The sequence below is a fragment of the Bacillus fungorum genome, assembly GCF_002746455.1.
In the GTDB taxonomy this organism is placed as follows: domain Bacteria; phylum Bacillota; class Bacilli; order Bacillales; family Bacillaceae_G; genus Bacillus_A; species Bacillus_A fungorum.
In genome coordinates this window covers 321,799-344,840 of record NZ_NWUW01000002.1, presented here as the reverse complement: position 1 = coordinate 344,840, position 23,042 = coordinate 321,799, and the positions used below count along the sequence as shown (strand labels likewise).

24 protein-coding genes and 2 pseudogenes are annotated in these 23,042 nt (G+C 35.2%); 7 read left to right on the top strand and 19 right to left on the bottom strand.

Annotation, left to right across the window (positions count from 1 at the left end; translation table 11 throughout):
* Positions 1–213 (top strand): CsbD family protein, encoded by a 213-nt coding sequence (locus CO726_RS04510; RefSeq protein WP_099683434.1) that lies wholly within the window; start codon positions 1–3, stop codon positions 211–213.
* Between the two features lie 201 nt (positions 214–414).
* Here the strand turns inward: CO726_RS04510 and CO726_RS04505 are convergent.
* A pseudogene (locus CO726_RS04505) lies at positions 415–600 on the bottom strand (DUF4822 domain-containing protein); the annotation flags it as partial.
* Positions 601–736: 136 nt separating this feature from the next.
* On the opposite strand from CO726_RS04505, the gene CO726_RS04500 reads away from it, so the two are divergent.
* Positions 737–1,165 carry a cytidine deaminase gene (locus CO726_RS04500; RefSeq protein ID WP_099683433.1) on the top strand — a complete coding sequence of 143 codons (429 nt, stop codon included), beginning with the start codon at positions 737–739 and terminating at the stop codon, positions 1,163–1,165.
* Positions 1,166–1,293: 128 nt separating this feature from the next.
* Here CO726_RS04500 and CO726_RS04495 read toward each other — a convergent pair whose 3' ends face one another.
* From CO726_RS04495 to CO726_RS04485, 3 genes are read right to left on the bottom strand one after another with little or no spacing between them, the layout of a single operon-like run.
* A complete protein-coding gene (locus tag CO726_RS04495) occupies positions 1,294–1,545 on the bottom strand; it encodes a DUF2164 domain-containing protein (RefSeq protein WP_136699361.1) in 252 nt (83 codons plus the stop codon).
* A 17-nt stretch (positions 1,546–1,562) separates the two neighbouring features.
* A complete protein-coding gene (locus tag CO726_RS04490) occupies positions 1,563–2,015 on the bottom strand; it encodes a peptidoglycan recognition protein family protein (protein WP_099683432.1) in 453 nt (150 codons plus the stop codon).
* Positions 2,016–2,030: 15 nt separating this feature from the next.
* Positions 2,031–2,852: a protein phosphatase 2C domain-containing protein gene (locus CO726_RS04485; RefSeq protein ID WP_136699359.1), complete on the bottom strand. Its 822-nt coding sequence runs from the start codon at positions 2,850–2,852 to the stop codon at positions 2,031–2,033.
* 126 nt (positions 2,853–2,978) lie between these two features.
* Here CO726_RS04485 and CO726_RS04480 point away from each other — a divergent pair, with 126 nt between their 5' ends.
* Positions 2,979–3,788 carry a YitT family protein gene (locus CO726_RS04480; RefSeq protein ID WP_099683430.1) on the top strand — a complete coding sequence of 270 codons (810 nt, stop codon included), beginning with the start codon at positions 2,979–2,981 and terminating at the stop codon, positions 3,786–3,788.
* Positions 3,789–3,808: 20 nt separating this feature from the next.
* On the opposite strand, the gene CO726_RS04475 is transcribed toward CO726_RS04480, so the two are convergent.
* Positions 3,809–4,180 (bottom strand): VOC family protein, encoded by a 372-nt coding sequence (locus CO726_RS04475; RefSeq protein WP_099683429.1) that lies wholly within the window; start codon positions 4,178–4,180, stop codon positions 3,809–3,811.
* A 236-nt stretch (positions 4,181–4,416) separates the two neighbouring features.
* Between CO726_RS04475 and CO726_RS04465 the strand changes: the two genes are divergently transcribed.
* Positions 4,417–5,943, top strand: coding sequence for a BA3702 family sensor histidine kinase (locus CO726_RS04465; protein WP_099683428.1), 1,527 nt, complete (start codon positions 4,417–4,419; stop codon positions 5,941–5,943).
* 61 nt (positions 5,944–6,004) lie between these two features.
* Here CO726_RS04465 and CO726_RS04460 read toward each other — a convergent pair whose 3' ends face one another.
* From CO726_RS04460 to CO726_RS04405, 12 genes and pseudogenes are all read right to left on the bottom strand, one after another.
* The gene (locus CO726_RS04460; RefSeq protein ID WP_099683427.1) at positions 6,005–6,616 is read right to left on the bottom strand and encodes an alpha/beta hydrolase; all 612 of its coding nucleotides are present in this window, start codon (positions 6,614–6,616) and stop codon (positions 6,005–6,007) included.
* 24 nt (positions 6,617–6,640) lie between these two features.
* Entirely contained in the window at positions 6,641–7,579 is a 939-nt protein-coding gene (locus tag CO726_RS04455) for a ring-cleaving dioxygenase (RefSeq protein WP_099683426.1), read from the bottom strand.
* A gap of 357 nt (positions 7,580–7,936) precedes the next feature.
* Positions 7,937–9,511 (bottom strand): FMN-binding glutamate synthase family protein, encoded by a 1,575-nt coding sequence (locus tag CO726_RS04450; protein ID WP_099683425.1) that lies wholly within the window; start codon positions 9,509–9,511, stop codon positions 7,937–7,939.
* Between the two features lie 67 nt (positions 9,512–9,578).
* A complete protein-coding gene (locus tag CO726_RS04445) occupies positions 9,579–10,706 on the bottom strand; it encodes an alkene reductase (RefSeq protein ID WP_099683424.1) in 1,128 nt (375 codons plus the stop codon).
* A 599-nt stretch (positions 10,707–11,305) separates the two neighbouring features.
* Positions 11,306–11,767: a CarD family transcriptional regulator gene (locus CO726_RS04440; RefSeq protein ID WP_169513012.1), complete on the bottom strand. Its 462-nt coding sequence runs from the start codon at positions 11,765–11,767 to the stop codon at positions 11,306–11,308.
* A gap of 274 nt (positions 11,768–12,041) precedes the next feature.
* Entirely contained in the window at positions 12,042–13,013 is a 972-nt protein-coding gene (gene hutG / locus CO726_RS04435; protein WP_099683423.1) for a formimidoylglutamase, read from the bottom strand.
* Positions 12,992–14,263: an imidazolonepropionase gene (gene hutI, locus CO726_RS04430; RefSeq protein WP_000887529.1), complete on the bottom strand. Its 1,272-nt coding sequence runs from the start codon at positions 14,261–14,263 to the stop codon at positions 12,992–12,994. The genes hutG and hutI overlap by 22 nt, the downstream gene beginning before the upstream one ends.
* 12 nt (positions 14,264–14,275) lie before the next feature.
* Positions 14,276–15,934: a urocanate hydratase gene (gene hutU, locus CO726_RS04425; RefSeq protein WP_099683422.1), complete on the bottom strand. Its 1,659-nt coding sequence runs from the start codon at positions 15,932–15,934 to the stop codon at positions 14,276–14,278.
* 23 nt (positions 15,935–15,957) lie between these two features.
* The gene (gene hutH, locus CO726_RS04420; RefSeq protein WP_099683421.1) at positions 15,958–17,475 is read right to left on the bottom strand and encodes a histidine ammonia-lyase; all 1,518 of its coding nucleotides are present in this window, start codon (positions 17,473–17,475) and stop codon (positions 15,958–15,960) included.
* 104 nt (positions 17,476–17,579) lie between these two features.
* Entirely contained in the window at positions 17,580–18,020 is a 441-nt protein-coding gene (gene hutP, locus CO726_RS04415; protein WP_000926516.1) for a histidine utilization transcription antiterminator HutP, read from the bottom strand.
* 136 nt (positions 18,021–18,156) lie between these two features.
* Positions 18,157–18,558: pseudogene (locus CO726_RS04410) on the bottom strand (DJ-1/PfpI family protein); the annotation flags it as partial.
* The gene (locus CO726_RS04405) at positions 18,555–19,142 is read right to left on the bottom strand and encodes an AAA family ATPase (protein ID WP_136699355.1); all 588 of its coding nucleotides are present in this window, start codon (positions 19,140–19,142) and stop codon (positions 18,555–18,557) included. The gene CO726_RS04405 and the pseudogene CO726_RS04410, both read right to left, overlap by 4 nt.
* Positions 19,143–19,387: 245 nt before the next feature.
* On the opposite strand from CO726_RS04405, the gene CO726_RS04395 reads away from it, so the two are divergent.
* Together CO726_RS04395 and CO726_RS04390 are read left to right on the top strand one after the other, a co-directional pair.
* Complete coding sequence (locus tag CO726_RS04395) at positions 19,388–19,684, top strand: hypothetical protein (RefSeq protein ID WP_099683418.1); 297 nt, start codon at positions 19,388–19,390, stop codon at positions 19,682–19,684.
* Between the two features lie 103 nt (positions 19,685–19,787).
* Entirely contained in the window at positions 19,788–20,219 is a 432-nt protein-coding gene (locus CO726_RS04390; protein ID WP_000889382.1) for a DUF2621 domain-containing protein, read from the top strand.
* A 130-nt stretch (positions 20,220–20,349) separates the two neighbouring features.
* Here the strand turns inward: CO726_RS04390 and CO726_RS04385 are convergent, their stop codons facing one another.
* Positions 20,350–20,856, bottom strand: a complete 507-nt coding sequence (locus CO726_RS04385) for a CcdC family protein (RefSeq protein ID WP_001028639.1) — start codon at positions 20,854–20,856, stop codon at positions 20,350–20,352.
* 90 nt (positions 20,857–20,946) lie between these two features.
* On the bottom strand, positions 20,947–21,654 hold the full coding sequence (gene ccdA, locus CO726_RS04380; protein WP_099683417.1) for a cytochrome c-type biogenesis protein CcdA: 708 nt from the start codon (positions 21,652–21,654) through the stop codon (positions 20,947–20,949).
* Positions 21,655–22,128: 474 nt separating this feature from the next.
* Between ccdA and CO726_RS04370 the strand changes: the two genes are divergently transcribed.
* Positions 22,129–23,037, top strand: a complete 909-nt coding sequence (locus CO726_RS04370) for an EamA family transporter (protein ID WP_099683416.1) — start codon at positions 22,129–22,131, stop codon at positions 23,035–23,037.
* Positions 23,038–23,042 lie beyond the last annotated feature (5 nt).

Here is a 23,042-nt window from a genome sequence, read left to right as displayed (position 1 = left end):
ATGACTAAACATGATTATGGCTTAAAAGAAAAAGTAGAAGGTGCTATTGATAAAGTAAAAGGCGAAGTAAAGGAAGTTGTTGGGAAAGTAACTGACAATAAGAAATTACAAGCTGAAGGAAAATGGGATAAGGTAAAAGGTACTGCTAAAGATACTGTCGGTAATATAAAAGAGAAAGTACATGAATATAAAGAGCATAAAGAAAATAAATAAAAGAACGAAAATGTATGGTTGTGCAAGTGGTAAGTTACTAAATCTGTAAAAAGAGAGTTTGTACCCATAAAATCATTTTAAAACGACAAATAGATGCCTCAAAGCATCTATTTGTCTATAAATAAGTATTTTAATTACCTAATCACTCAAGCTTTTCCTTACTAACATTTTCTAACATAATGCCTTTGATACAGTAAAAGCTTACTTTGTGAAATTTGGTTTTGGATCACCTGTATACGGTTCATGCTCAACAAAGATTTTTATATCTTTTCCATTCGCATCTTTCCCCATTTCTTTATATGTAAATTTCTCTTTATCTAATTGTGTTAATTCAACAACTGCTTGATAATTTTGCATCTCAGAGATTAGCACTCTCTTCTTTCCATTAAAAGATAATATAGTTCTTTAAAAAGATGGTTTGAAATTAAATGTTCATTCCATTTTTTTGTTTATGTTATTATGGTAAAAGAAAGAATATTTCGAAATAACAAACCGGAATTTGGACAGAAATGAGGAAAAGAAGTTGAATATTGAGCAACAATTATATGATGTGGTGAAACATTTAATTGAACAAAGATATCCAAATGGTTGGGGTGGAGCCGCAACGATTCGTGTAGAAGATGGAACAATTTATACAAGTGTTGCTCCGGGCGTAATAAATGCTTCAACAGAACTTTGTATGGAAACAGGTGCAATTTTAGAAGCTCATAAATTTCAAAAGAAAGTTACACATTCTATTTGTCTTGCAAGAGAAAATGAGCATTCTGAATTAAAGGTACTCTCTCCTTGTGGTGTATGCCAAGAACGTTTATTTTATTGGGGACCAGAAGTACAGTGTGCGATTACAAATGCTAAACAAAATATTATTTTTAAACCTTTAAAAGAGTTGCAACCATATCATTGGACAGAAGCATATCATGATGAAATGGCAAAAGAATGGCGTACGAGATAGGGGGATAAGTTTCATTATTTTCCTGCTGAAAATGAAAAAACTTCACGACCTTTTCCAAATAAAACATCGGAAAAAGCCGTGACATAACACTTATTTTATAATTGACGGAAGAAGGACAAAATGGCCTTTTACTTTCCTTCACTTTTTTCTAACACATACAAATCTTCTTCAATATTAGATAATTTCTCTGTTACAAGCTTTCTAGCATCTCCAATTGCTTGATTGTATGCGAACGGCCCAATTAATTTAATCATTTCTTCTATTAATCGCTCTGCTTGGAAACGCCCAATTTCATCTAAATCTTCTTCAACGAAAAATTGCTGAATTTGTGCTACAAGCTCTTCTTTTTTATCATTTGGTATTTTTATATTCATCATCATTTGTTACTCCTCTATATTTATGATAGTACGTTTCTTAACTCTACCATAGAAAAACGATTGCCAGGACAAGTTTTTGTAACTCCTTCTAGCTCCCTATGGCCGAGTACACTCTCTTTCTCAATAGCAAACTGCTTCATAAACATTTTACATAAAGAATATAATGCATTCATTTGTGCGGGAGTTGGATCATATTTATCAAAATTTCCCGTCATACATATTCCAATTGTATCTCTATTATTATCTTTCGCATGTGCTCCAATATGTAAACCTCGCCCTTCGACTACAGTTCCATCTTCTTCAATAAAATAATTGTAACCGATCCCGCTCCACCCTCTTATTTTTTGATGAAATTCATGTGTTTTATACACATCCCATCCATCTTCGGATGTATGGTGGATAATCAGTTTATTTACTTTTTCTAAAGGAACTAATTCATCTTGAAATGATAGATTAACACATTTAATTTCCATTTGAACATCCTCTCCTTAAAAATCAATGATCATAATTGTTTTATCATCTGGTCTTATTCTCTTTTCCCCTTCTAACTCTTCAATAATTTCCACATATTCACTTATACTATTTTTTCTTATAAATGCAACAGTTTGTTCGAGTGGCCAATCCGGGTGGAATAATCCGTCTGAACAAATAAAAATCCCGCTCACTTCATCTATATGTAATTCACCATGTTGTAAATAATGTATTGCTTCTTTCATTCCATTTGCAACGGCATACCCGCCCTGCATATTTGCCAGATAACGATTATATTTTAACTGTTCTCGCACATCTTGAAAAACATGTTCTTCTGGTACAGATAACCCTTTTTTACGATCTTCTTCTCTCTTTTTTTTTGCTCGTTTACTAATTCCTTCAACCGTGTCCTTCGTTAATACTTGCATCGTTCCATTTTGAAGTATTGCAACGATCATACAGTCCCCTAATTGTGCGTATTTAATTTTCTCACCATCTATTTGAACTGCCGCAATACATGTGCACCACAAATGCTCTTTTTTTCTCGTATCTACTTCATATTCTAACATTTTGCTTTGCAATGCTTCATTTGCTTTTGCAACGGCAACTTGTAAACTATGACTTTCACGTAATGAAGTAAAATAACTTGCAAATAAATGCGAAGCGATGTATGCTCCATTATGTCCCTTTTCATCACGAAACGGGACGAGCGGTGTTGCACCATCACATACACCATAAATCTTTTTTTCTTCATTACAAAAGTAAGAATCCTCACATTCTTGCTTCAACGGGCTTTTCTGTTGATATGTTTTTATCCTCACAACTGTATCCCCTTTCAAATGATAAAATACTCGAATTCTTTTGATTAATCTAATTTTCCGAAATAAACTGTTTTTCCCTAAAACTTTCAATATCATATATAATCTTGAAATAATATGAATTTTTTAGTGAAGGACGGGAAAGAGATGATCAGATTTCTTGGTGTTATTATTGGTTCTATTATTATTGCAATTGCCTTTAATCTTTTCCTTATCCCCCACAAAATTTTAAGTAGTGGCATTGGCGGAATTGCTATTATTTTAGGGATTATAACTCCTGTAAACACAGGTATTATTAACTTTGTATTAAACTTACCTATCCTTATTTTAGGCTACATAGGTCTTGGAAAAAAAGTAATTTTCAACACGATTGTCTCTGTTATTGTATTATCTGTTGCATTATACTATGTTCCAGTAAAAGTCGTAGCAACAGATCCACTTTTATCGTCGATCTTTGGTGGTGTCATTGCCGGAGCTGGTATCGGTCTTGTTTTTAACTGTAATGGATCAACTGGTGGTTTCGATATTATCGGTATGTTGTTGTCTCGCAAAAGAGACATTAAACTTGGTGGATTCCTTATTGTTTTAAATGCAGTCGTTGTTATTATTGCAGGATTCTTCTTCACTTGGGATGTTGCTCTTACAAGCTTACTTTCCATTTATGTAACTGGTAAAGTCATCGATGCTATTCATACGAAACATCGAAAGGTTACACTTATGATTGTAACAAATGAAGCAGAAAAAATGAAAAAACAACTTCTTTCAACTGTTGTACGTGGAATTACATTACTTGATGGCGAAGGTGCTTATTCCAGCGAAAAAAAACGTGTACTTATGACAGTCGTTTCTCGTGAAGAATTAGCAAGTATGAAATTAACAATTTCTGAAATTGACCCTCATGCATTCGTTAACATTACCGAAACGGTTGAAGTATTAGGATTGTTTAGAAAAGGTTAAAAAACTAGGTGGATTTCCACCTAGTTTTTATTTTCCATAAATTCAATTCGATTTCCAAACGGATCTGACACGTAAAATCTAATTACATCTGGTCGTGCATGATCATCTATTACTTTAATACCTTGCTTTATTAACTCTTGTTTAAATTCATCAATTTTTAAAACATAAAAAGCTGGGTGCGCCTTTTTAGCTGGATTAAAGTTTTGCTCAACTCCGATATGAATCTCTTGATTTCCACACTTAAACCAGCACCCACCACGCTTCTTTAATTCCTCTGGCTTCGGTATTTCCTCCATACCAATTTTATTACCATAAAATTCTCGTGCTTCTTCTTCACACCCTACAGGCGCAGCTACTTGCACATGATCAATCCCTTGAATATAACTTTTCATTTTCTCTCCCCCTCCTCTATCCTAATATTATAAGGAAAACATCCGCCTGTAACTTACAAAAGATTTATAAAACAATATAAGCTCCTCTTATTACCACCTTACATTCATTTTGCAAAAAATAAAGAAAACAAAATTTATTCTATAACTTCCATTTTTTATAGAAATACACATTACATCTATATTATAGTTATGAATAGACAAATCTTTTTAGATGCTAGTTGTACGGAGGAATTATTATGAATCGTAAAAAATATTCATCAACTCAAAGAAAACGTCATCTGAACATTTCTGGACGTTTACGAGACCATATACAAGAACGTTCATTAACAGAAATGTACGCATCTCTATTTGAACACAATCCTGATAGTATTATTTCACTCACTTTAGAAGGATTTATTCTACATATTAATCCTTCTGCTGAAAGAATATTAGGTTACAATTCTTTAGAATTAGAACGGAAGAACATTACTTCCATTTTAGAAGCTCATATTTCTGAGCAAGTATTACAATATATAAAACAAACTAAAGCCGACAATCAACAAGAGTATATCGTATCTATTTATCACAAAGACGGATATTTATTGGATGTCGTAACAAAATTAGTTCCTATTTTTTCAAAAAAACGTCTAACAGGCGTGTATGCAATTATGAAGCCTCTTGAAAAATCAGAAAGAATTGAGAAAATGCTTAAAGAAAGCGAGAAGAGACTACGTACCTTAGTGAACTCCATGCCTGCGTTTGTTATATTTAAGGATCATGAAGGGCGCTGGCTTGAAGCAAATGACTATGCACTTTCTTGCTTCAATTTCCATCATGTACCTTACCATGGGAAAAAAGATAGTGAACTCATTCAATATAACGAAGCTTACCGAGAAGCTTTTTTACATTGTGAAGAAATCGACGAACTAGCATGGCAACAAAGACAAATTCTTCATGGTGAGGAATTTATTATACATAGAGATGATTTCGATTTAATCTTAAGTATATCGAAAGTTCCACTTTATCATACTGACGGTTCTCGCAAAGGTCTTATCGTGATGGGAAGAGATGTTACTGAGCTAAAAGAAACTGAAAAGTTATTACGAAAATCTGAAAAGCTCGCAGTAGTCGGACAACTGACAGCTGGAATTGCCCATGAAATTCGAAATCCACTCACTTCTCTAAAAGGTTTTCTAACATTGCTACTCCCTGAAATAAATGAGGAGCAGAAATGGTATATCGATGTTATGTTAAGTGAAATTTCACAGATGGAATCTATCACGAGTCAATTTATGGCGATGTCTAAACCACAAGTATTATCAATCCAAACTTGTAACATACAAACTTTAATTGAAGAGGTAGTTACATTTATTTTACCGACTGCTATTATGCACAGCGTTCATATCATTATGGATCATTTTGATTACGTATATGATATTCAATGTGACGGTAACCAATTAAAACAAGTTTTTATAAATATATTAAAAAATGCGATCGAAGCAATGCCAAATGGCGGAAATATTTTCATCCAAACAAAACCATTAGAAGATAATTTCATCTTCATACGTATTATTGATGAAGGTTGTGGCATTCCAGAAGATCGTATCTCCCGTTTAGGCGAACCGTTTTATAGTTTAAAAGAAAAAGGAACAGGACTAGGATTAATGATGTGTTACAAAATAATTGAAGAACATCATGGTAAATTACACATTTCAAGTGAATTAAATAAAGGTACGATTGTTGATATTCAATTACCACTTTCTTCATCCCATCTTACAATCTAGTCTTAAATAATAAAAGAAGCATCTGTTAACGATTAGCAGATGCTTCTTTTATTTTTTGTACTTATAGAACTTTTTTCTCATACCACTCTTTTGCTTTTTCTACTTCCCCCATCGTTAATTGATGTCCTCTATTTTCCCAGTGCATTGTTACGTTTGCATTTACACTTTCTAATAACGTCTTCAGTTCCTCTGACTCAGCAGGTGAACAAATCGGGTCATTTGTCCCCGCCGCAATAAAGACGGATTTCTCAGCTAAATTAGGTAATTGTGTTCCTCTTCTAGGCACCATTGGGTGATGAAGCACAGCACCTTTTAACGCATTTTCATAATGGAATAATAAGCTTGCCGCAATGTTTGCTCCATTTGAATAACCGATAGCAACAATGTTATTTCTATCAAATTCATATGTTTTTGCAGCTTCATTTAAAAATTCATTTAATTCCTTCGTACGAAAAATAAGATCCTCTTCATCAAAAATACCTTCTGCTAATCGGCGGAAGAAACGCGGCATCCCATTCTCTAACACATTTCCACGGACACTTAATACCGAAGCTTCCGGGTCAATTATTTCTGCAAGTGGTAATAAATCTAATTCATTACCACCTGTACCATGAAGTAATAACAATACTGGTTTTGAAGTATCTTTCCCTTTTTGAAAAACATGTTTCATCATAATTCTTTTCCCCTTTCAATCACTTTAATCTAAATTTCTCACTTCAAATGGTAAAAGTGTTTGTTCAATCTGTTTTCTATGTGGTTCATATCGCTCCGGTAACTTTAATTCTTCACCCATTGTCTCTAACGATTCGTCATGAGCAAAACCAGGAGGATCTGTTGCAATTTCAAATAAGATTTCACCATGTTCTCTAAAATAAATTGCATTAAAATAATTTCGATCTTGTACAGGAGTTACGCCATATCCAAATCGAGACACATGCTCTTTCCAATCTAGTTGATCAGCATCGTCACTCGCTCTCCAAGCAATATGATGGACTGTACCAACACCCATTTGGCCACGTCCGATTGTCGATAATTTCAAATCAATAATATTTCCAATATCAGCAGAAGAACGGAATCGAACAAATTCACCCTCTTCTCCAATTTTCTCAAGACCCATAACGTGCTCTAACAATTCAGCTGTTTTTTGAGGCTGTGCAGATAAAAGAACAGCACCACCAAACCCTTTAATTGCTACTTTTGGCGTAACTTCTCCAAAACTCCACATATTTAATTCGCCTTCTTCTCTTTCAACTAATTCTATATGCAAACCATGTGGATCATCAAATTCTAAATACTGCTCTCCAAATCGAGTCATTTTTGTATACGAAACATTGAATTTTTCTAATCTATTTTCCCAAAACTCCATTGCCCCTTTTGGTATAACATAAGAAGTGATTCCTACTTGACCGTCACCAATAACTCCTTGACGAGCACCTGCCCATGGGAAAAACGTAATAATTGTTCCAGGCTTTCCTCCTTCATTACCAAAATAAAGATGATACGTACCTGGATCATCAAAATTCACTGTTTGTTTCACTAAACGTAAACCTAATACACCAGCATAAAAATCTACATTTTCTTGTGGATATCCTACGATTGCTGTAATATGATGTATCCCCATTGTTTTCTTTTCCATTTCGTCCACTCCTTTTTTATTTCATTATAAAAATTGCTTTACATTAAAATTCATTATTCATTTTGTCCATACTGCAAAGTAAACTCCACCATTATAATTACATCTCGAATTCAAGATATAATTTTAAAAATTACTCATTAATATCTAACCTATCGAAATTATCTTGAATTCGAGATAATTTACCAAAAAATATTTGTTCACTCTATAATCATAATAAACCTCGATTTAGAATGTTATTTGTCTCGAACTCAAAATTTATTATAAGTAACTTATTTTTTATTGTCAATAATTTACTTACTTCATTTCAAATTAAAAAAGTCATACAAATGTATGACTTTTCAATCTATCAAACATAACTTACCTTCTATTTACTAAGGGAAACCATTCCGAAAGAGAAACTACCCGCCCCATCTCATCCTTAAACACAATATGCTCTCTCGTTAAATGACGCGGACTCTTCACTCCGGCTGCCGCTGCTAATGAAAATAAACTATATCTCATGCTAACAATATAATTCATTACCCGCCATTTCTTTTCATAGGGATCTAACGCTTTTTGATAATGCGGATTCGTCGTCGCTACACCAGATGGACATTGGCCAGTATTACATTGAAGTGCCATAATACAACCACTCGCCATCATAAATCCACGTGCTGAATTTACAGCATCTGCACCAATAGCTAAAGCAATTGCCACTTTATCTGGTGTAATTAATTTCCCCGAGGCAAACACTTTGAATTTATCCCGAACACCATAATGATTCGCCGTATCAATACATGTCAATAATGCTGGAATAAGCGGCAGTCCCATACTATCTGCCATCGATTTATACGTTGCCCCTGATCCTCCTTCTGAACCATCGATTGTAATAAAATCTGGATAGATATTTAACTTTTTCATCGTGTTAAATAAATCTTCCAACGGCTCCTGCTGTCCAATTACAATTTTCATACCGATTGGTTTACCGCCAGTTTCTTGCAAACGCTGAATAAAATAAAGTGTATCGGCTGCATTATTTAAAAATGAAAATCGATTCGGAGAATTAATCGTCTCTCCTACTCGTACATTCCGAACAGAAGCAATTTTCTCATTTACTTTTTGCCCCTCTAAATGACCACCACGTATTTTCGCACCTTGCCCAAATTTCAATTCAAACGCTTTAATATTACTTTCTTTCACTTTCTCCATAAATTTCTCCATTGAAAAATTCCCGTCCTCCTCACGGTATCCAAATAACCCCGGACCAATTTGCGCAATGATATTCGCCCCTGTATGTAAATGTTCTGGAATAACGCCACCTTCACCAGTATTAATCCACGATCCGCCTGCCATTTTCGCTCCAAAGCCGCTCGCTAAAATATAATTTTCGCCAATCGCACCGTAAGAAGTTGCTGATGCTCCAAACATGCCATACAGTTTCCATGGATATTTACGATTTTCGCCAACGATAATTGCATCGTCTTCTTCGTATAACCAAAGATTCGTTGTATCCGCTGTCAATTTTTCTCTCCGTGAAAATAATCCTTCTTTATGAATCACATACTTTTTCCCTTCACGTTCTTGCGTTACATCCACACTTAATTCTTCTGTTAATACCGGAAACAACGTATTAGCAATATAATAACCAGATGCTTCAAAATCTCGTTTCGATCCAAAACCAAGTATTTCCGAACGATATTTCGCTAAAAACATAACACTTTGAAAATCATAACGTGAGAACGGCTTCCCATCCGTATCGTGATCAAACCAATATTGCCGAAACTCAGGTCCTATTTTTTCCAGTAAGTAGCGCATCCTTCCTAAGTATGGATGTAATTTCAAAATAGAATGATGCGTCCGTTTTTTTATAAAAAATGTGATAATAAAAAAGACGATTAAAAGCAACATTAATAATAGTAATATACTAATAATAACGAGTAGCGTTTCACTCATCTCGCTTCCCCCTATGAAATTCCATAATAAAAGGAGAACACTCCATGCGTTCTCCTTTTATCTTTATTCAAATTAATGTAGCAAGATGCTCTTTCGCGTCATATTCAACTAAACTTTCAGCATATTTAATTCGATGAACAAAATCTGGATTAGCAATTAACGGTCTTCCGAATGCAGCTACGTCAATTGTTCCTTCTTGCAGTGCTTCTTCTGCCTCTTTCGGATTCAAATTACCAACCCCAACAATCGTACCATCCCAATATTTTCTTACTAATTGATGAAAATTCTTTCCGTCAGCAATCACTGCCGTATAATTCATCGTTGAAGGGTGAATCATCGTTAATCCAACTTCTTTAAACATATTTACGAATGTTTCAATTGCCAGCTCAGGGTTTTCCCACATATAAGTAGGATTATCCCCTTTAAAAGCAGAGAAACGAAGAAGTGTTTTATCAGCTCCAACTGCTTCTATTACAGCCTCAGTTACTTCTTTCATAAACGTTAATCTTTGCTTTAAATCACCGCCATATTTATCAGTACGCTTATTTGCAAACTCATAAGTAAATTGATCAATTAAATATCCGTGTGCACCGTGAATTTCTACTCCATCAAACCCAGCTTCAATCGCATTTTTCGCAGCTTGTGCGTATTGACTAATCACTTCTTGTATTTCTTCTAACGTCATTGCTTCTGGTGTATCAAATGGTTTACGAAAACGTGGAACATTGCCTTCTGCAGCGATTGCAGAAGGCGCTTGCGGCATTTGCCCACCAATTATTTCGTGATGACTCATACGTCCAACATGCCATATTTGAGCAATAATCGTCCCACCTTCTTTATGTACCACCTCTGTAACAGGTTTCCAAGAATCGATTTGTTCTTGTGTATAAATTCCTGGTACCCCTGGGTTTCCTTTTGCTCTTGAGCTAATGACGATTCCTTCTGTAATAATTAATCCAACTCCATCAGCTGCACGTTTTCTATAATACTCCACTACATCAGCACCAACTACTCCAGTTTCATTGTCTGCAAAGCATCTTGTCATTGGTGCCATTGCTATACGGTTACGAATAGACCAAGCTCCAATTTGAATCGGATCAAATAACTTCGTCTCTTCAACGTTTTCAAAAGATCCTCCAGCGTTTACATTTGTTCCTTCATAAATACTTGCCGCTTTATTATTTGAACTTGTCATTTTTCTTCCCCCTAAAAAATTCTTACTATAATCGAATCATACTTACTTTTAGATAGTAACGTCAATTTATACGCTTTAATCACAAAACATTCGAATATCAAATAAATAGAATGCTATAAATAAACTAAAAAAGGTTTCCTTAGTAGGAAACCTTTTTTAATTGACCATATATGACTGTCAATTTGTTCATCTCTTTTATATAAAGAATATAAACAATTATAATCTCTTCACATATAAAAAATCCCTTATCAATAGAAGCGGAAATGGTTCAGTATTCTTCTAAAAATAATAACTTATAAACCTAAAACAATGAAAGCCCTGCCTCTCTTTCATCCTTACGGCTCCTCGTCCGTGCCAGTGTGAATCAGGATTGCAAAAATCAAGTAACTATTCTATCGAAGTATTTAATTAAACTTCGAACATTCGTAAAAGAATTAAAAAATAAAAATGGATTTAATCGTAGTAATAACAAAAGAAGTTAATGCTCTAAAAGTGGTTTAAAAGAGTTGAATGTCTTTGAAATGATTGATTGTCTATAATTATGTTCCCAAAAAATTCAAAATCTTTTTTGGGATGCAATACATTATTTGTAATGAACATTAACAAAAGCTTTTTATTTGATTTTCTGTGATACCTTCAATTAATCCCAGTTCACTAATCAAAAATTCATGTGCGTTATCTAACATTTTCTTTTCGCTTGCATTAAGTGCTTTTTCCTTCTGTATACGCATTAAATCACGCACAACCTCAGCACCTTCTTGCATTTTACCCGTTTTTATTTTATCAGTGTTCACTTTGTACCTTTGTTTCCACGTAAGTAATCTATCTGATTCTCCATGCTGAAAAATATCTATTATGTGTATTAATGCCGTGATATCCGTTACTGGTCGTATATTTGAATTCAATATTTTTCCTTCAGGAATCATTATTTCCATATTACTAGCCGACATTTTTATAACATAATACTGTTGTTTTTCCCCTGCGATTTCCTTCTCTTCTATGGCTTCAATTATACCTGCTCCTTGCATTGGATAAACAATGTTATCGCCAATTTGAAACAAATAATCCACCTCCATATATGGTAACCTTCTCAAGCATAACATACATTTGATTTTTTAGCAAAATTTTATTTTATCATAAAATTATTTTTTATGTCAATCATTCAGGAGTAAGAAATTAAATTTACAGAATATCAATAGAAAACCCACAGTTTTATTAACTGTTCCACCTACATCCATTCTAATTTCACATTCTCTTTTAACATAAAAACACATCACTACATTTAAGTAGTAATGTGTTTTTGATAAGGCATAGATAAAGGATCTACTTTTCGGTCTATATACTAACCTGCTTACTAACTGTTTCTCTCGCTAAAAGAAAACTCATAATCACTTGCGCAGCTACTCGACTCGTCATATCTCTGAAATCAAGGGTTGGATCAATTTCTACAATATCCATCCCTTGAACGAGCGGTTCTTTACCAAGAAATTCAATTGCATCAAGTAAAGTCGTACTGTCCATTCCGCCAGGACCAATTGCTGGACAACCTGGTGCAAATGCTTGATCTAATACATCCATATCAAGAGAAATGTAAATAGAAGTCACGCCTTGATTTCTTAATACTTCAATACTTTCCGTGATAATATCTTTGATTTCTCTCTCGCGTACATCTTTCATTGTATACACCTTCACGCCATGTTCTTTTGCATATTCATGGTACGCTCGTGCATTTGAAAAATTACGAATTCCGATTTGAACGAGTTGTTTTCCTGTAATGACATCATTTTCTAGTAAACTACGGAACGGTGTGCCATTTGATGGACCACCATCATCTAAATTACGTAAATCATGATGGGCATCAAATTGAATAATACCGACCTTCCCTTTACTATTTGCAAACCCTGTTATACTCGGAAAACTAATCGAGTGATCACCGCCAAGAACGATTGGTATCATATTCGGATTTACTTTCGTTAAGTGGGCAACTGATTTCACAATTCGGTTATGACTTTCTTTTATATCCGTCACATGCATCGTAATATCGCCGCAATCATATAAGACACTTTCTTTCATATCGTGTTCTTCTGTAATTGCATACGTGCTATATGCATCTAACATTGCACGAATTGTTTTTGGGGCAAAACTTGCTCCTGAATGACTAATAGATGGTTTAGAAAGAGGGGCTCCAATTAAGGCAGCACCGAATATTTCCACGCCTTCCTCCCAATCTTTAATCATCTCACTCCATTTCGTCACTTCACGATCAATAAACTTTGCATTTTTCTTTAAATAGTGGCCGTGCTCCACGATTGTTCACCTCTTGTATATGCGATATTACCATTCTTCCATACTGTATTTACATGACTTACGCCGTAATGATACGGTACGTAAGCATAATTGTAAGCATCCCATAAAACTAAATCTGCCTTGCGACCAACTCTAATTTTCCCAGCTACATCACCACGATTAATTGCGTAAGAAGAGTTAACTGTTACTGCATTCCAAACTTCTTCTGGTGTCATTTTCAATTTCAGCATTGCGATGCTCATAATAAGCTGAATGTTTTCAGTTGGACAGCTACCTGGGTTAAAGTCTGTAGCTAGCGCAACTGCAACACCTTCATCAATCATTTTACGTCCACGTGCAAAGCTTTCTTTATTTAAATAGAAAGTTGTTCCTGGTAATAAAGTGGCTACTGTATTAGAGTTTGCAAGCATTTCAATTCCTTTATCAGAAGCACCAACTAAATGGTCTGCTGATGCTGCACCAATTTCAGCCGCTGCTTCTGCACCACCAAGAGGGTCGATTTCATCTGCATGAATTTTCACATCAAAGCCAAGCTCTTTCGCTTTTAATAAAAACTCTTTTGACTCTTCAACAGAGAACACACCTGTTTCACAGAAAATATCAACGAATTCCGCTAATTGCTTCTCTTTCATTTCTGGTAATAAATCTAACATCCATTGTAAAAATTCTTTCGATCTACCTTTATACTCTTTCGGAACTGCATGAGCACCTAAAAATGTGGAAACTAAATCAATTGGATGCTCTTTTTGTAATTGTGCAGTTGCCTCTAATTGCTTCCATTCCGTCTCATCATCTAATCCGTAACCACTCTTCGCTTCTACAGTTGTAACTCCAAAAGATAGCATACGGTCTAAATGGAATTTCGCTTTTTGAACAAGTTCTTCCTTCGACGCCTGTTTCGTTGCATTTACAGTTGAAAGAATACCTCCGCCTTGTTCTAAAATTTCTAAGTACGGAACTCCTTGTAATTTTAGTGCGATTTCATTTTCACGAGATCCACCAAATACAAGATGAGTATGCGGGTCAACAAGACCAGGAGAAACCATTTTCCCGCCGCAATCAATAACTTCTTTCGCCTGAAGTCCTTTCGCTTCTTCCGCTGTTCCAACGAAAGTGATTACACCATTTTCAATTCCAACCGCACCGTTTTCGATAACAGGAAGCGTGTTCATCGCTTCCCGTCTTAACAAGCCATCTTCCTGATCCATTGTTAGTAATTGACCGATATTTATTAGTAAAGTGTCCAGCATGTTTTCTCCTCCTTATTTCATCATCGGAATGTTAACGCCTTTTTCTTTCGCAGTTTCCACAGCTAAGTCATACCCTGCATCAACGTGACGAACAACACCCATACCAGGATCAGAAGTTAATACGCGCTCAATACGTTTTGCTGCTGCTTCTGTTCCATCTGCAACGATAACCATTCCAGCGTGAAGTGAATAGCCCATACCAACGCCACCACCGTGGTGAACAGATACCCAGCTTGCACCGTTTACACTGTTAATTAATGCATTCAAAATTGGCCAGTCAGCTACTGCATCACTACCGTCTTTCATCGCTTCTGTTTCACGGTTTGGAGATGCTACTGATCCGCAATCTAAATGGTCACGACCGATAACGATTGGTGCTGATAATTCACCATTTGCCACCATTTCATTAATGATGCGACCAAATTTCGCACGCTCACCGTAACCAAGCCAACAAATACGTGATGGCAGACCTTGGAATTCAACTTGCTGACGAGCCATACGAATCCAGTTACATAAATGCTCATTATCCGCGAATTCACGTAAAATTACTTCGTCTGTTTTATAAATATCTTTTGGGTCACCAGAAAGTGCTACCCAGCGGAATGGTCCTTTTCCTTCGCAGAATAATGGGCGAATAAATGCTGGAACGAATCCTGGGAAATCGAATGCATTTTTCAAACCTTCATCGAAAGCAACTTGGCGAATGTTATTTCCGTAATCAAATGTAATTGCACCTTTTTCTTGCATAGCAAGCATTGCTTCCACATGTTTTGTCATGCTTTCTTTTGATAATTGTACGTAACGTTCTGGATCTTCTTCACGAAGTTTTGCCGCTTCTTCTAATGTGTAACCTACTGGAATATAGCCGTTTAATGGATCATGAGCAGATGTTTGATCCGTAACTAAATCTGGCGTAATATTACGCTTCACTAGCTCTGGTAAAATTTCTGCCGCATTTCCTAATAAGCCAATAGAAATCGGTTCTTTCTTCTCCTTATACTCGTTCGCAACAGTTAACGCTTCTTCTAATGATTCTGTATACATATCACAGTATCTCTTTTCAATACGACGATCGATGCTGCGCTTATCAACATCAATAGCAATGACAACACCGCCGTTCATCGTTACAGCAAGAGGTTGTGCACCACCCATACCACCTAAACCAGCAGTAAGTGTTAATGTACCTTTTAATGAACCACCGAAATGTTGACGTGCCGCTTCACCAAACGTTTCATATGTTCCTTGTAAAATACCTTGTGTTCCGATGTAAATCCAGCTGCCTGCTGTCATTTGTCCGTACATCATAAGACCTTTTTTCTCTAGTTCACGGAAGTGATCCCAGTTCGCCCACTTCGGTACTAAGTTTGAGTTAGCTAAAAGAACGCGTGGTGCATCTTCATGTGATTTAAAAATGGCAACTGGTTTTCCTGATTGAACAAGTAATGTTTCATCGCTTTCTAATGTTTTTAATGAATCTACAATCGCATTGTAGCTTTCCCAGTTACGAGCTGCACGACCAATTCCGCCATATACAACTAATTCTTCTGGTTTTTCAGCAACTTCAGGATCTAAATTGTTCATTAACATACGAAGTGCAGCTTCTTGAACCCACCCTTTTGTTTGTAACTCAGTACCTCTTGGCGCGCGAATTGTTTGTTTAACTTTTCCCATTTCAATCTCTCCCTTTTCTCATCTTATAGTGCTGCGTTTACATCTAATCTTTCTTTTATCGAATAATTCGTTTTTAACCAATACGCAATATTTTCAATATCCGTTGAGAATATGCGGTCATTTGTAATAGAAGGTACTTGCTGACGGCCTTGATGGTAGAAACTCTTCGTCACTGTACTCATGTTTTCAATACCGCGATATTCTGCTGCTTGCATCGCACAAATCATCTCAATTGAAAGAACGCGTCTTACATTTTGAATAATTTGATGTGCATGGCGTGAAGCAATTGTTCCCATACTTACGTGATCTTCTTGGTTAGCTGATGACGGGATTGAATCAACACTCGCCGGATGTGCTAACGTTTTATTTTCAGAGACTAGTGACGCTGCAGCATATTGCATAATCATTGCACCAGACTGAAGTCCTGGTTCTGGACTTAAAAATGGCGGTAAATCATTTAATTGCGGATTTACTAAACGCTCAATACGACGCTCTGAAATATTTGCAAGTTCTGCCATTCCTACTTTTAAGAAGTCCATCGCAAACGCAATCGGTTGACCATGGAAATTACCACCCGAAATTACTTTTTCCCCGCCATCAAAGATTAGCGGATTATCTGTTGCTGCATTCATTTCAATTTCTAATTTTTCTTTCACATAATTTAAAACTTGCCAAGAAGCACCGTGTACTTGCGGGATACAGCGAAGTGAATAGGCATCCTGTACACGTAGTTCTCCTTGTTTTGTTGTTAACTTACTATCATGAAGGATGTCACGAATTCTGCTCGCTACTTCCACTTGCTCTTTATAACCACGTGCTTTATGAACATTTTCATCAAATGCATCAATAATGCCTTGTAACCCTTCAATTGTCATCGAAGCAATTAATTCAGCTTGATACGCAGCTGCTTCTGCTTCTATATAAGAAAGAACTCCTTGCGCTGTCATCGCCTGCGTACCATTGATTAATGCAAGCCCTTCCTTCGCTTCAAGTTCAATCGGCTCAAGACCTTCTTCTGTAAGAGCAACCATCGCATGAACTCGTTTCCCCTTATAGAACACTTCACCTTCGCCTAATAATACGAGCGCAAGATGAGATAAAGGAGCTAAATCACCACTCGCACCAAGTGAACCTTGTTGCGGAACGACTGGGTGAATTTTACGATTTACAAACTCAAGAAGCATATTTACTACAAGCGGTCTAACGCCAGATACTCCTTTAAGCATCGTGTTCGCTCGTAAAATTAACATACCGCGTGATACTTCTTCAGGGAATGGATCACCAATCCCACATGCATGTGACTGAATTAAATTGTGTTGAAGTGCCTTTACATCATCTTTTTGAATAAGCACGTCACTAAACTTTCCAAATCCAGTTGTAATACCGTAAACGACTTTTCCGTCCTCTACAATTTTCTCAACTACTTCGCGGCACTCTGCCACCCTTTGCATACTATTTGGACAAGCTGTTACATCTTCTCCTTCAAGTAACAACCTCTTCATTTCTTCAATTGTCAATGTATGTCCTGTTAACGTAATCATTCTTTTTTCCTCCTTAAAAAGGCAAAAGGGGACCTTATCTTTTTAAGACAGACTTCTGTCCTAAAAAAGTAAGGCCCCCTTCTAACTAATAGACTATGGGCAAATCATATGTGATTAATTCCTAAACCAATCGCCTCATGCTCAGATCCTTTTACAGGTGCACCAATCGTTCCATATAATGCAACAGCAACCCATTCGCCTTCTTTTTTTCCATCGTATGGTGTACCGCGCACAATCGCAAACCGAAGTCCTACTGTACGAAGAACGTCTGCTAACTGAATTTGTCCTCTCGTCACTCCGTACAAAGCTTCCATAATCGCATGATAAAGTGCATGTGTTTCTCTGTAAACGTCTGTTTCAATAACTTGGTTGCTCTTAGCCGCTGTTTCCATTGCTGCGACAACCTTTTGCGAATTCATCGAACCCACTTTCCCCGTACAATACTTCCAACCTTTTGGGATAGATAATACAGGGCTTTCATTCTCATCCGCAAGTGCCAACAGCATGGCCATACGACCAATTCGATGTGTTCCTTGAAGAAGCATGTGACTCTCTCATTTCTTTTAATTATTTGAATATTTCTTAATTTAAGAATATATGAAAACGGTTAAATCGTCAATAGTTTAAACTCACATTCAAACATTTTTTTCATCTCCTCCATTTGTGTACACAAATTATTTACACAAATTTTTCTACTGGAAAACAATCTAATTTTTTATAATCCATAGTTACTGTATACGAGATTTCTTTGAATAAGCCTGCTTTTGCTAGCGCATACGATCCCGCACAAATAGCAGCTACTAATTTTTCTTGTTCGTGAAATTGACGGATGACTGAAAAAAGTCCTTCTGCATCCTTCATATGTATCGCATCTCCGCCTGGAATAATAATTCCCTCATATTCTTCTATACGCACTGCCCTTAATTCTATATGTGGTTGCACTTGCAAACCTGTTTCACTTATAATCAATTCGTTCGTTAAGCCCGCTGTAATGATTTCATATTTATTTTTCAGCAATGCCGTTGCTACTGTTATTTCAAACTCCGCAAATGTTGGGTATATAAATAAAAGTATTTTTTTCATAACCCTCTCTCCTTTAACCAATCCATAAAATATTCCTCTAAATCGTCCGCTGTTAATCTATTCGTGTCCACATAAGTTACAGGAAATTGTTTATACCAATCTTTTTCAGTTTCTACTAATTTAAATTGCTCCTCAAATGTACTTCTGTTTCTTGTTCTATCATTATTTTTTCTATTATATACATTCTTTTTCGTAACATCTAAGTAAAAAATCGTATCCGAACGGCATTCTCTTAATTTATATAATTCATCTTTTAATTCAGTTTCTATATCCCACTCTTCCCCTATAATCGTTGGATAAAAGAGTGTATAAAACTCAATGTCTTCTGGTCCACGATCAAAAATTATGACTGAATCTTTCACATTTTGAAACTCCTTTATTTTTGCTTCCATAAACATTTTTTGATTCATAATAAATCCTTCTTTTGAACTCATATCCAAATTTAATTGTTTTCGCTTTTCTACAATTGGATAAGGATTTTCATATATAACTGAAAGCCCATATCGCTCTACCCTTTTAGCCAATGTTGTTTTTCCACTTGCCATCGGTCCTTGGAGTGAAATTACATATGCCATTCCTCTCATTCCCTTTCACTTTAGTAAAACTATAATATACAGAATTTTGAAAACTACAAACAAAATATATATCATCTTGTTTCTTATTCTTATGTAACTTATAATAAAAAATAGAGATTATGACGGACGCATCAATAATGTAAGCTTGGAAATCCAAGCTTACATTATTTTTTGCTTTCCCTTTTCTAATAAAAAGAGTATACTAGATTAGAACGTATGTTCTTAATGATTACATACAGTAAGGAGATAGAACAATGGTATACGACACAAAAGCAATTTCTTGGAATGAGTCTTTAAAACAACTTCAACGCCGCTATACAAACAAACAAGTTGACCGAAAAGAATTTGAGGATATTGAACTAATGGAATTCTTCCGCGATAACAACTACATTTCTTTACCTACACGTATAAGCGGCCTATCAACAGCACGTTTTACTTCTTACTCTATTTTCACAACTGAAGATAAAGATCGTAAAGTTGGCACATTAATTATTGAATATGTAGAAGATGATAATAATAATTTATGTGTTGAACAACTATACTTTGTTTAAATGGTAACGCTTGGTCAAAATGATCAAGCGTTCTTGCTTTCTATGAATCTCACTGTTTATAATATGAATAAAAGAAAACCGTAATCATTAAGGGGGGATACGCTTGCTCGAAGGATGGTTCAGTTGGTTCATTGTGCTATGGACTGTTATTTTATTAGGACTTATGTCTATCGGTGGATACTTTATGTTCAGAAAATTTTTAAAACGACTACCGAAAGAAGATGGTATGTCCATTTTAGATTGGGAAGAGCACTATATTAATAAAACTAGGCATTTATGGGATGACGAACAGAAACAATTGTTAGAAGAGCTCGTAAGTCCTGTTCCAGAACTATTTCGCGATGTTGCTAAATCAAAAATTGCTGGCAAAATCGGTGAACTGGCATTACAAGAAAAAGCCTCTCAAATTACACAAGATTTAATTATTAAAGGGTATATTATTGCTACACCGAAGCGTGATCATAAATTTTTAGTAAAAAAACTACAAGAAAAAGAGATTGATTATTCAAATTATAAAACTTTACTAGCAAAATAATCTTCATTTTTCAAACAAGTTAACCGCAAGACTAAACAATTTATACGTTGCGATTGGAACAAAAAATTATTACTAATATCAATAAAAAAACAGCGTCTTTGACGCTGTTTTTTCTGTACAGATATATACTTTACGTTAGCTTCATATCTTTTTCATTATAAAAACCATCTTCTTTTTCCATTTCCTTCTGTAATTTCGTAAAGGAACGGTACATCGCAATTCTCCATGACACAATCATCGCGAATGCAAGTAAGAAGAACATGCCACTAAGTTGTCCTAAATCAAGAGATTGGCTTAAGTATGTTTTAAATACAATCCGCACGACAAGTAATCCAATTAATATAAAGACAAATGCTTTTGAACGCTTCAAATAAATCTCTTGTCCTCTAATTTCAAATTTAGATGTTTTAATAAGAAAAATAGAGAAAAACAAACCAACACCAATTGCTTCTAACATTTCTGCTGGAGTTAATCGAAATTCAGGAAAAACATACATCAATGCCCCCGTGCTCATGAAAAATGGCGGGAGTATAATTTTTTTCAATGTTGCAGGTTTCTTAGCTGCTTTTAAACGAATAAACATCGCACCAACAGCCATACAAACAGCAACGATACTGGATAAAACAACTATGTTCATATTTTCTCATCCTTTTTTGTGGCTATATGCAAAATATACTTTCATTATATGCTTTTCCGTTAGTATTTCCAACATTTTCGCAGAATAATACTAAAAACCGGTAAAACCACCAAATAAACTTGAGAAATATACGATAATTTTCGTCATCCAGTTAAAATATAGGAAGATACCCATGACAATCATAACGTATCCACCAATTTTCATGAATTTCATACTATTTCTTTTAATCCAAGACATTTTCGTAATAAAGAATGATAGTACGAAGAACGGGATAGCAAATCCAAGTATGTATGCTATCATATAAACCATTGCTGATTCTGGATTCGTTGCCGCTAATCCAATGACAGACACTAAAATAGGTCCAGTACAAGGCGTCCACCCTGCAGCGAAGGCCAATCCAATTAGAACGGATCCAAAATAGCCACTCGGACGATTTTTAAACGTAAATTTACGGTCTTGCATTAAAAACTTCGGCTTAAACACACCGACAATAATAAGACCAAATACGATGATAAATATACCACCTAGCTGTCTAATTAAATCTTTATAATTTGTAAAGATACCTCCAATAAAACTTGTACCAAATCCAATTGCAATAAATATAATTGAAAATCCAAGTAAGAAAAACGCTGTATGTATCATACCTCTTTTGCGAAGCATTGCATTTTCTTCTTTCAACTCAGAAACCGACATACCTGTTATGTACGATAAAAATGCCGGATAAAGCGGTAAGCAACATGGGGAAATAAATGATAAAAACCCAGCACCAAACGCTAAAAAAATACTAATATCTTGCATTATTCCACTCCTCTCCTTACATATTGTAGCAAAAACATATAAAAATGCTATGAACAATTCGTGAAATCACTTTTCCAACGTGATAATAAGAAAAACTATCCTCTCACACTTTTTCTAAAAAACGTTTTCATTTCCTTTTATTATATAGAAAAATCTCAATTAAACTACAAAACCTCTCTAATGTTATTAACATAACAAAGGTAATATAGTTTCTCAAATGATTAGTACGTCTATATACATATTGATTAAAAAATATTTTTTTCAAATGCTGTCTCTATACAATACAAACCTAATTTTACAATACTTCTATTATTACTAATTTCAAGATTATGCATAAATATCATATTTTTATTATTATTCTATAAAATGTCACACTTTTCTTTTATTTGACCCTTCATTTTTAATTTTGTATACTTCCCTCTAGTTATATATGTCCGTTATGGAACAATTTCATATAGATGGGAGGAATTTTTCATGCTTCGTTATTCTCTTTTAGTTTTATTAGGAGCGTGTAGTTATGGGATTTTAGCTATTTTCGTTAAACTTGCATATGCAGAAGGATTTTCACTTGGAGAGGTAATTGGCAGCCAATATTTGTTCGGTTGGATTATTTTGCTTGCTATTACACTTCTATTTTCTAGACATCGTGTTCCATTAAAACAAGCATTAATTTTATTCGTTGCAGGTACATCTGCAAGTTTCACTGGAATTTTTTATTATGCTTCATTAAAAACTGTGCCAGCATCTATTGCAATTATACTTTTATTCCAATTCGTTTGGGTCGGAATTATTATTGAAGCAGTCGCAACAAAAACTTTACCTTCAAGAGAAAAAGTTATTTCTGTTATTTTCTTACTTGCAGGCACATTTTTATCAAGCGGTTTACTAGAAAAATCAGCAGGTGATTTCGATACGACTGGAATCATATTAGGTTTATTATCTGCTGTTACATTTGCAACATATATTTTCGTGAGCGGAAAAGTAGCTGTTGAAGTACCTTCATTACCACGTGGTGTTCTCTTAATGGCTGGCGCTTTAACTTTAGTAATGATCGTATTCCCGCCAACATTTATTTTTAACGGTGCCATTTCTGAAGGTCTTTGGAAATACAGTTTAGGTTTAGGAACATTTAGTATCGTTATTCCTTCTATCGCCTTTACAATTGGTATTCCAAAGATCGGTTCTGGCTTAGCAACCATTCTTGGTGCAGCAGAACTACCAGTTACAACAATTATGTCTGTATTCGTTTTAAAAGAAGCTGTATTATCTTCGCAATGGTTCGGTGTATCACTTATTTTAATCGGTATCGCAATCCCGCAAATTGCCTATGCAATCCGTGGGCGTTATCGTAAACATCATACACACAAAAAATTAGCAGCATAAAACGA